The organism is Candidatus Hydrogenedentota bacterium, from assembly GCA_016791475.1.
GTDB lineage: Bacteria > Hydrogenedentota > Hydrogenedentia > Hydrogenedentales > JAEUWI01 > JAEUWI01.
Window position 1 is genome coordinate 77,560 of the sequence record JAEUWI010000032.1, and the last position, 9,487, is coordinate 87,046.

The following is a 9,487-nucleotide window of genomic DNA, read 5'->3' on the forward strand; positions in this document are numbered from 1 at the left end:
CGGAGACCGGGACCAGCATTGGGGCGCCAAGGTTTGATTGGACGTCGTATGAAGGCGACTCGCTCTGCTGGTCCGGGTTTCCGCGATCCCTCAATAGGGCGGCGGCATCCTGCGCGGGGGCGGGGGCGGCCCACCGGGTCCGCCACGACGTCCCCCACCGCCTTGAGGCGGGCCTTTGCGCTGAAAGCTTGCGTCGGGCGTACCCCGAAAATAGCGGGGGATAAAGGGGAATGTGTCGGTGATGACGTAGTAGAAGGTGCCGCCCGGATACTCCGGGGTGACGCCGGTACGGCCGTTGCACTCGTCCAGATCGCCACTGCCGGGAACGTACTCGTAATCCTGGACGAAGGTGCCATCGTGGGGCCCTCCCGGTCCGCCCTTTCGCTCGCCCGGTTTCAAGCGCCACGAAGCGCGCAAGGTGGTTAGTCCGCTGGCCGGGTCATTGGGATTGCGATAGCTTTCATTGGTGTAAATGGGGAATCCATCGGCGGCGTAGCCCACCAACTGCATGGCCGTGTTTTTCCCCAGGCTTTCCATCAGTCCAGCAGGTTCGCCGTGATAGTGATAGGCCCCGTTGGGCTGGACATGGGCATTGCTGAAGTCGAGTCCCAGATTAATCTTTCCCGAAAGGGCCTCATAGCGCCAGTTGCGATCGCCATACCAGTATTCGGCGGTTCCGGGGTCGAAAGGCACGCCATTGAGCGCCACGCCAAAGGGCATGCGGTCCATGGGCACGGGCTGGACAGCGACTGCGGGGCTCAGGGGCACACGAAAGCGATAGTATTGAAGCTGGATCGCGTTTGGGTTGCCACGGTTTGGAAACTGGCCCGTGGCGTGGTTGGGCAGGCCATCGGAGACGATGTATCGGTAGCCGTTGGCCTCGGTGATATGGACGTGGTCCTCGGTGGTCCCGGCGGCCTGTGCTGCGGAAACTACGGCCATGCTCAATGGTCCCAGAAGGGCCAGAAGCCGAATCTTCATGATGGAATTCCTCCTCAAAAGGTGCTGTCCGAGCTGAAATCCGAGTGAAATCGTCCGAGTCTGTCCTGTTCCTGGAACCGGCGAAGCATTGTGCCGAGGCGCCAGCGCGCGGGGACGGGGTGTGCGAGATTCAAATCTTCGCGGGTGGCCCGGGCGCAACGGGGGCAGTAGGTGTGGCTGGCTCGGCCGGGCCTTCTCCAGGGGCGTACCCAGAAGACGCCCAACTTTATCCGCCTGCAAACGCAGCATTGAGTTTTCATGACCTGATCTCCCTGGTAAATGCCGTCGTTTCCATCCAGCGGCCCCGACAGTATGGCGCAGCAAGATGTCATCTGACGGGGGATAAAGATTACAGGTTTGTAATTTTCCACTTTCCGGCGAATTCTGGTACGCTGTCCCTCTTTGGGTTGAATTGGGTTCACCAGCAAGGAAAGAGGACAACATGCGAATTTATCGAAGAACCTTCATCATGGCGGCGCTGGCCTTTGTGCTCTGCGCGGGCGCCCGGGCGGAACTGTGGATGCCGAGTATTTTCAGCAGCCACATGGTCTTGCAGCAAAAGCAGGCCAACCCGGTCTGGGGCAAGGGCGATCCGGGCGCGGTGCTGACGATCACCTTCGGCACGGAAGTGAACGAAGTGCCCGTGACCGAACAGCAGCAGGTGACCGTGGGCGCGGACGGCAAGTGGCAGGCCGCGCTGAAGGCAAAGCGGGCCGACGGCAAGGTCTATGATCTGCGCGTGTCTCATGGCGCGGAGTCGCTGTATTTCGAGGATATCCTCATCGGCGAAGTGTGGGTGTGCTCCGGCCAGTCCAACATGCAGTGGATGGTGGAGCAGGCGGCGAACCCCGAGGTTGAAATCCCCGCGGCCAACCATCCGAATCTGCGCCTGTTCTACGTGACCCGTAAGACGGCCGAAACGCCGCAGGAAGATTGCGTGACCGATCATCAGTGGGTGCCCTGCACGCCGGAAGTAGCGGCGAAATTCTCCGCCGTGGCCTATTTCTTCGGCCGGGAACTGCACCAGGCATTGAATGTGCCCGTGGGCCTGATTCACACGTCGTGGGGTGGCACGCCTTCGGAATCCTGGACCAGCGCGGAAGCGGCGTCGGCGGAGCCCGCCTTTGCGCCCATCACCGAGCGCTGGAACCAGATCGTAGCGAACTACCCGGAGGCGATGAAGGCTTTTGAAGCGGCCACGGCCGAATGGCAGGCGAAGAAGGACAAGGGCGAAGCCACGGACCAGGACAAGCCCCGCCCGCCCCAGGGCCCGGACAGCCCCCACCGCATTTCGAGTTTGTACAACGCCATGATCAATCCGCTGATCCCTTATGGAATCAAGGGGGCGATCTGGTACCAGGGCGAGTCCAACGCGGGACGCGCCTTTCAGTACCGCACGATTTTCCCCGCGATGATAAAGAACTGGCGCACGGACTGGGCCCAGGGCGACTTCCCCTTCTATTTCGTGCAGTTGGCCAACTTCATGGATCGCAAAGAAGCGCCGGTGGCGGACGATACCTGGGCGGAGTTGCGCGAAGCCCAGTTCATGACGCTTAGCCTGCCGAACACGGGGATGGCCTCGGCGATCGATATCGGCGAAGCGAAGGACATCCACCCCAAGAACAAGCAGGAAGTGGGTCGCCGCCTGGCCCTGTGGGCCTTGAAGAACGACTACAAGAAGCGCAGCACCGTTCCTTCGGGGCCGCTGTATAAATCCCACGAGATCGGCAAGGACGGCAAGGTCACGATCAGCTTTGACTATGCCAAGGACCTCCAGTTCCATGGTGAGCCCGTGGGCTTCCAGATCGCCGGCGAAGACAAGCAGTTCGTCTGGGCAAATGCCGAGATCAAAGGCGGCAAGGTCGTGGTGTGGTCCGATGCCGTGCCCGCGCCAACGTCCGTCCGCTATGCCTGGCAGGCCAATCCGCCGGTGTCGCTGTACAACGGCGCGGGCCTGCCCGCCAGCTCCTTCCGCACGGACGACTGGCCGGGCGTGACGGTTAACGAGAAGTAGTCCGAGTCAAGTGCCAATCGGGGAACCGTCGCGCCCGCGGCGGTTCCCCGATGTTTTTTTACGGAGAATTACGGCGTATCGTAGTTTCCGCTACAATGAAACTTCTTCTGGAGACTGGCAATGATCCGGACCGTTCAAAACATTCTTCCGCGCGCACTTTCTGGCGTTGCGCTCTTGCTGCTCGCGGGTGTTGCGTCCGGGGAAGGTGTGTTCGAAGTGACCTTGGTGGATCCCGCAGTCACGGGCTATGCGACCTTCCAGAGTCACAACCAGAAAGTGGTGGCGAATCAGCACGGCTATTTCTTGAGCTATATCCAGACCCGCGACGAGCCGTTTCTGGCGCAGAATTGGCGCCTGATGCGGAGCGTAGACGAAGGCAAATCCTTTGGGCTCGTGTATGAGGCGGTGCACGCCACAAATGCCCCGCCGATTGAGACGGACGTCGAGGGCAACATCTATCTCGCGTGCACAGATTTCAAAGACGGCAATGCCTATCTGTACCGTTTCGACGCGGCAAAGGATTTTCATGATCCCACCGTCAGCACCATCCCCGGCGGGGCGGCGGGCAAGGTGGCGCTGCTGCTGGATCCATCGGTACCCTGCCTGTATTTCGCGTCGCACAACAACGAGTTCTACATGATCGGACTGGATGGCGCCGTGCTGGAGCGGACCACGCTGCTGCAGGCGGGACCGAGGGCCGGTCTGCAGTATCCTTCCCTTCGCCTGGACGCGGCGGGCACCCTGCACTACGCCTGGACCACCGTGCTCAAGGACGTCTACCTCTATCGGGACATTCACCACATGATGCGGCCCCGGGGCTCGACATCGTGGCAAAACTTCGACGGAACGCCTCTTGCCGTGCCGGTGGTGGCCGATGATGCCGGGCCCGCCACACGAATCACGGGCGACGACGAATTTGAAGTGCACACGTGGCTGGCGAGCTTCCTGATTAAAGGCGGTAAGGCTCACTTTCTCTACATGAATCAGGGGCCTCCCGCGAAGGAGGTCTATGTGCGGCGGGATGCTCAAAGTGGTGTGGAAGAACTCCGGACGACACTGGACACGGTGCTGTCGCTGAGCGGGCTCTTTGTCACGGTCGATGATTCTCCAACCTCGCCCCTGTACTGCGTAAGCTCGAAGGACCAGCATCTGGTGGCGCTAATTTCGCGGGACAACGGCAGCACCTGGACCCCTTTTGCGCGGACCGTGGAGACGTTCCATGAGTACGCGCTGGGCGGTTGCAATGCGATGGCGCCGGGCGGCTGGATCATCGGCAGCTTCACGGATCAAAAGGGAAGCAACGGCGCCGGGGAGTTGGATTCCAAGGTCTACTTCTATCGATTGAAGGCGGAATAGGTTTCTGTATTTCCAGTGCGGCGTTGCAGTAGACTGGATGAGGTCAAGCGTGTTGGGAGCACAGCCTGTCATGTGTTCGGAAGCAGCGAAGGAACACTCCGAAAGCGGCGTGGATTTTGAGGCGCGCTGCCGCGCCTACTACCTGGCGCAGGATCTGGGGGTCTACTACACCGGAGTGGTGCTGCTGTCCCTGCCCATCGTGTTGTTTTCCTATTCCGACTATCTGCTCTATGGAACCGGTGCGAGTTTTCAATTTCTCGCCGGGGTGCGCGTGACGATGCTTGCGGCGACGACCGGCGTCTTTCTTCGCTTGCCGCAGCTATTGAGACGTCCCTCGGGGGACAAGTTGATCACAATCTGGAGCCTGCACTTTTCCGCCGTGGTGATATTCATCAACAGCACCCGGCCTCCGGAATACATTCAGCACGCGATGCTCGACGTGCTGATTCTCATGACGCTCTACTTTCTATTTCCCCTGCCCGCTCCCCTGCATGCGATTGCGCCCCTCGCCTTCAGTGTCGGCAACCTGATCATGATCTTTACCGTCAAGACGTCGGTTTCGTCATTGGAAACCAATGTGCTCGTCATCACCTATGTTCTGGGCAATGCGCTCGGGCTCTATACCGCCCGGCGCATGCACCGCTATCGGCGCAGCAATTTTCTCGCGCTGGACCAGGAAAAAAAGCTTCGCAGGGAACTGGAAGAGGCGATGAGAAACTTGAAGCTGCTCCAGGGCATGCTGCCCATCTGCGCCCACTGCAAGAAGGTCCGGGATGATCAGGGTTATTGGACACAAATTGAGCAGTACATCCACACCCATTCCGAGGCGGAATTCACCCACGGGATCTGCCCGGATTGCATCAAAGAGCACTTTGGCGACGTGGAGCTGGCGGAATAGGCGGTTGTGGAAATCGAAGCTAATGCCGGCGTGTCTGAGAGGAATGAGTTGAACCGCAGATTTGCGCAGATTCTCGCAAATTCATGAAAAGAGAACTGAACCGCGAATGAACGCGAATTCTGAGTTCCCCGCGGAGCGCATAGACCGTTGGGTGTGACGCGCCGAACTCCTTCGCGCGATAAACAGTTCTTTTGATATCAGCGCATGAGCAGGTCTAGAAACCAACCAGCCCTAAGCAGCCTACCGACTCTTTCTGATGTTCAATCAGTAACCACCGGTAGAACCGGTGGTATGAGGAAGGCCCCCAAAAGGGGCCGAACACGACAACACATGTAATTCAATCTGGTACGATCTAGTCCCGAAGGGACTACGATATGCCGCTCCTACGGAGCTAATACAGTCATCTATCGAAAGCACTTGTTCCTCTTCGTATCCGAGTCGTTCGTGAGCCAACAATTCCAACGGCGGAACGGCAGAGCCTAATGAATTCTCACCGGCTGAGCCGGTGGATTAGCTTGGATTTATTCGCTTGGCCCGTGTATTCACTCCCCCACGCTCGCTTCGACCGACTCCACAAACAAGCCCTTGTCATCGATGCCACTTGCCGTGGAGCGGATGCGGATGTAGTTGACGCCCATGGGCTCGCGGTAGGCCTGGGGCAGCCAGACTTTTTCGACGCCGTCGACGGAAACGACGCAGGTGCGTTCGGGCAGGCTCCACCGGAGGCGCAGGGTGTGCCAGGTTCCCGGCGTGAGGGCGTGGGCGATGGAGATGTGGCCGTCGGGTTGAATGGCCAGGTTGAAGGGCGCCTCAATCTCGCCGGTCGGGTCGGTGGGATCGAAGAAGCGGTCCATCAGGGTGATATTCGCGCCGCTGAAGCCTTCCTTCACCATCACGCGCAGGGTTACTTCGCCTTTCAGGCCGAGGGGGAAATTCCACACGGCGCCGTCGCCGTCCTTTTCGTCGGGACGCCGTATCCAGAGGGCTTTTGCGCCGGGCTTGTCGGGGTGATCGACGAGCGTGGCCCCGGCCACGCGATCGCGCCACCAGCCTTCCGCCGGGCCGAAGGGTTTGAAGACCGACCAGTCCTCCAGGTCGTTGGTGAAGTCGCTTTTCGAACTCGTTTCCAGGAGCCAGTCGGGATCGAAGGTGAAGGTGGCCCCGGCGCGGCCCTGTCCGGTCATGACGATGACCTTGCCCTCGGGCGCGCGGTAGGGCATGGGATAGGCCGTGCCGCGATCGCCGGTGCGCGGGGGCGTGTCGTTGCGCGTGGGATCGCGATAGACTTCGCGGAAGCCGCGCCACGTCTGGCATTCGTCGTCGGAGATGGCGGCATGGACGATGTCGCGGCCGCCATAGACGCCGTCTTTGCCTACCCGCGGGGGTTTCTCGCAGCCGTTCCAGAAGAGGAGGATGCGGTCGTCCGGCAGGCGCAAGAAGGCGGCGGGCGCGTCGGTGCCAATGAAGCGTGAGGGCTGGAGAGGCGGCCAGTTTACGCCGTCGGGCGAGTACGACTCATAGAGGCGCCCGGCCTCCGTGCGTGCAAGCATGTAGACGCGGCCGTCTTTAAGTTCGATCAGGACGGGCTCGCAGGCGCCATAGGCACTGCCGTTATAGTCGGTGTAGGCCGGTGCAGTGAGTTGTGCCGGGGACTTGTGCCAGGTGTCGCCCTGATCATCGGAATAGACGCAGGTGGTGATGTTGGCCCCCGTGGGCGGGCCCTGATCACGCCCGCCGATCCACTCGGCAAAGGGCAGGATGATACGTCCGTTGCGCAATTGGATCACACCGTTCAGGGAGCCGACATAGCCCTCGAAAATGCGCTTGGCGGGCTCCCACTCCGTGCCGCCCTTGCGGGTTTTGAGGTGCCACACGTCGATGAAGTAATTGACGGCGATCTCGCGCCGCCCCTCCCCTTCGTGGCGCACTTCCATGGGAAAGAGATGGTATTCGCCGTCCTGCGCGAGGAGGGGCAGATTCTCGCGCTTGCCTTCAAACTCAAACTTGCGCTCGCTCCAAGTCTTACCGCCGTCATTGGAGGTGACGGAGTAATTGCGGTAGAGCCCCTCTCCCAGTCCGTCGGCTTCGAACTGCTTGAGGGTGCCGTCGGGCAGGAGGATGGCGCCGCTGGTGCGCGGGCCGAGGACGACGGGTGCGTACACTTCATCGGCGGGGACGTGAAGGGCGCCGACAGCCAGTGCGAAGAGCAGGAGAGAACATTTCATCGGTTGGACTCCTTTAGGTGCGTGACTCGGAAGTACTATCGCACAGGGCGCTGGGCCGGGCCAAGTGTGTGGTGGCTGATTTGACCCTGAAGAAAAGAAGGGCGCGAAGCGGTGGCGAAGAGGCGGGTGATTCGCGACGCGGAATCCGCGCGGCGAACTGGAATCGTCACGGGCGAGAAACTGCGTGAACGTTTTCCGGTATTTGCCGGGGCTCCGGAGGCTCCGGTACAATTCGAGTAGGAGGCGATTTATTTCAGGAGTAGTGCTATGGCCGAACATCCCCTTGCACCCGTCGACGAACCCATGTCGGAGGCTATCGCACAACGTCAAGATGGCCGCCCTGTTATTCTGAAGCATGAGGGGTCTGCCCTTGCCGCCCTGATAACGCTCAAAGATCTGCATCTACTCGAACTATACTTCGAGGAGCTGGAAGATCGGATGGACAAACTTGAAGTCGAAAAGGCGCTCGAAGAAATCGAGCGTGAAGGCGTCGTGCCTTGGGAGCTGGTCAAAGAGGAATATCGGTGGAGCAATGGGTAGTGCCTGCTCACGCAAGCATATAGGGGCTGACGCGCGCGTCGGCGCTTCAAATTTGCCTCCCCAACGACGGGACAGCCACGCCCTACTTGGCTTGCGTCCCACCGAGAAGATTTTTGTGAGAATTGCGTCGCGTGTTACCACGTCGTGCCCCTGGGCGAGTCAGTCCCTATGCTGATCTCCCCCGCACCCCAACCTGAGGCCTTGACGCATGTACCAGCCGAATGAAGGATTTCCAGACGCGCTACCGGAGGCTTTGGGCGAGTCGGAGGTGTTTCTGGATTTTCAGGATCGCCTGAGTCGCGTGGCGAAGGTGGAGCGTCCGGTGCTGATCATCGGGGAGCGGGGCACGGGCAAGGAGCTGGCGGCGCGGCGGGTGCACTATCTTTCCAAGCGATGGCAGGAGCCGCTGGTGGAGTTGAACTGCGCGGCGCTGGCATCGACGCTGATCGAGTCGGAGCTCTTCGGCCACGAGGCGGGCGCTTTCACGGGCGCGCAGCGTCAACGGCGCGGTCGCTTCGAAATGGCCAATGGCGGCACGCTCTTTCTGGATGAACTGGGCAATATTCCCTTGCCGGTGCAGGAAAAGATTCTGCGGGTGGTGGAGTATGGCCGCTTCGAACGGGTGGGCGGCACGGAGCAGATCTCGGTGGATGTGCGAATCGTGGGCGCGACGAATGCCGACCTGGCCACCCTGGCGGATTCGGGGCGATTCATGCGCGACCTGCTGGATCGGCTGTCCTTTGAGGTGCTCTATCTTCCCCCACTCCGGGCACGCTCGGAGGACATACTGCTGCTGGCGAACCATTTTGCGATCCGGATGGCGTTTGAACTGGGCCGCAGCCAGATGCCGTCCTTCAGCGATACGGTCGAGGATGCGCTGGAGGCCTACCCGTGGCGCGGCAACGTGCGCGAACTGAAGAACGTCGTGGAACGGGCGGTCTACCAGGCGACGGGGGATGTGATTGACCGGGTGGTCTTCGATCCCTTTGATTCGCCGTATGCGCCGATTGCCGCGGCGGCGGCTCCGGACCGATCATCGCCTATTCCGGGGTCCCCCTCCCCCGCCATTCTGCTGGATCGCCCCTTTGGCGAGCTGGTGGAGGATTATGAGCGGCGGCTCCTCTCGACGGCATTGGCGCAGGCGCGGTTCAATCAGCGCAAGGCGGCCTCCTTGCTGGGGCTGACCTATCACCAGTTTCGCGGGCTGTATCGGAAATATGGGGAGCAGTTGATAGTTGATAGTTGATAGTTGACATAGGGGGCGATCAAACTCGGGGTTGCGTTTGTATGGGTCTTATGGGTCTTATGGGTCTTATGGGTCTTATGGGTCGTATGGGCGAAGAGGCACCGGGGATTCGCTGTCAACTGTCAACTGTCAACTATCAACTATCAACTATCAACTGTCAACTGTCAACTGTCAACTGTCAACTGTCAACTGTCAACTGTCAACTGTCAACTGTCAACTGTCAACTG

At 60.4% G+C, this 9,487-nt stretch carries 7 protein-coding genes; 5 read left to right on the forward strand and 2 right to left on the reverse strand.

Translation table 11 applies throughout. From position 1 onward, the window contains the following. Window positions 1-90: 90 nt before the first annotated feature. Complete coding sequence (locus JNK74_17240) at window positions 91-981, reverse strand: YHYH protein (GenBank protein MBL7647929.1); 891 nt, start codon at window positions 979-981, stop codon at window positions 91-93. Window positions 982-1,423: 442 nt separating this feature from the next. On the opposite strand from JNK74_17240, the gene JNK74_17245 reads away from it, so the two are divergent. The 3 genes from JNK74_17245 to JNK74_17255 all read left to right on the forward strand — a co-directional run bounded on the left by JNK74_17245 (window position 1,424) and on the right by JNK74_17255 (window position 5,249). Further along, on the forward strand, window positions 1,424-2,995 hold the full coding sequence (locus JNK74_17245; GenBank protein ID MBL7647930.1) for a sialate O-acetylesterase: 1,572 nt from the start codon (window positions 1,424-1,426) through the stop codon (window positions 2,993-2,995). Between the two features lie 120 nt (window positions 2,996-3,115). Continuing rightward, window positions 3,116-4,351 (forward strand): hypothetical protein, encoded by a 1,236-nt coding sequence (locus JNK74_17250; protein MBL7647931.1) that lies wholly within the window; start codon window positions 3,116-3,118, stop codon window positions 4,349-4,351. 70 nt (window positions 4,352-4,421) lie between these two features. Then, window positions 4,422-5,249 carry a hypothetical protein gene (locus tag JNK74_17255; GenBank protein ID MBL7647932.1) on the forward strand — a complete coding sequence of 276 codons (828 nt, stop codon included), beginning with the start codon at window positions 4,422-4,424 and terminating at the stop codon, window positions 5,247-5,249. 542 nt (window positions 5,250-5,791) lie between these two features. On the opposite strand, the gene JNK74_17260 is transcribed toward JNK74_17255, so the two are convergent. Next, the gene (locus JNK74_17260; protein ID MBL7647933.1) at window positions 5,792-7,474 is read right to left on the reverse strand and encodes an exo-alpha-sialidase; all 1,683 of its coding nucleotides are present in this window, start codon (window positions 7,472-7,474) and stop codon (window positions 5,792-5,794) included. Window positions 7,475-7,741: 267 nt separating this feature from the next. Between JNK74_17260 and JNK74_17265 the strand changes: the two genes are divergently transcribed. Both JNK74_17265 and pspF read left to right on the forward strand, forming a co-directional pair. Continuing rightward, the gene (locus tag JNK74_17265; protein ID MBL7647934.1) at window positions 7,742-8,014 is read left to right on the forward strand and encodes a hypothetical protein; all 273 of its coding nucleotides are present in this window, start codon (window positions 7,742-7,744) and stop codon (window positions 8,012-8,014) included. A gap of 208 nt (window positions 8,015-8,222) precedes the next feature. Then, a complete protein-coding gene (pspF, locus tag JNK74_17270) occupies window positions 8,223-9,260 on the forward strand; it encodes a phage shock protein operon transcriptional activator (GenBank protein ID MBL7647935.1) in 1,038 nt (345 codons plus the stop codon). Window positions 9,261-9,487 lie beyond the last annotated feature (227 nt).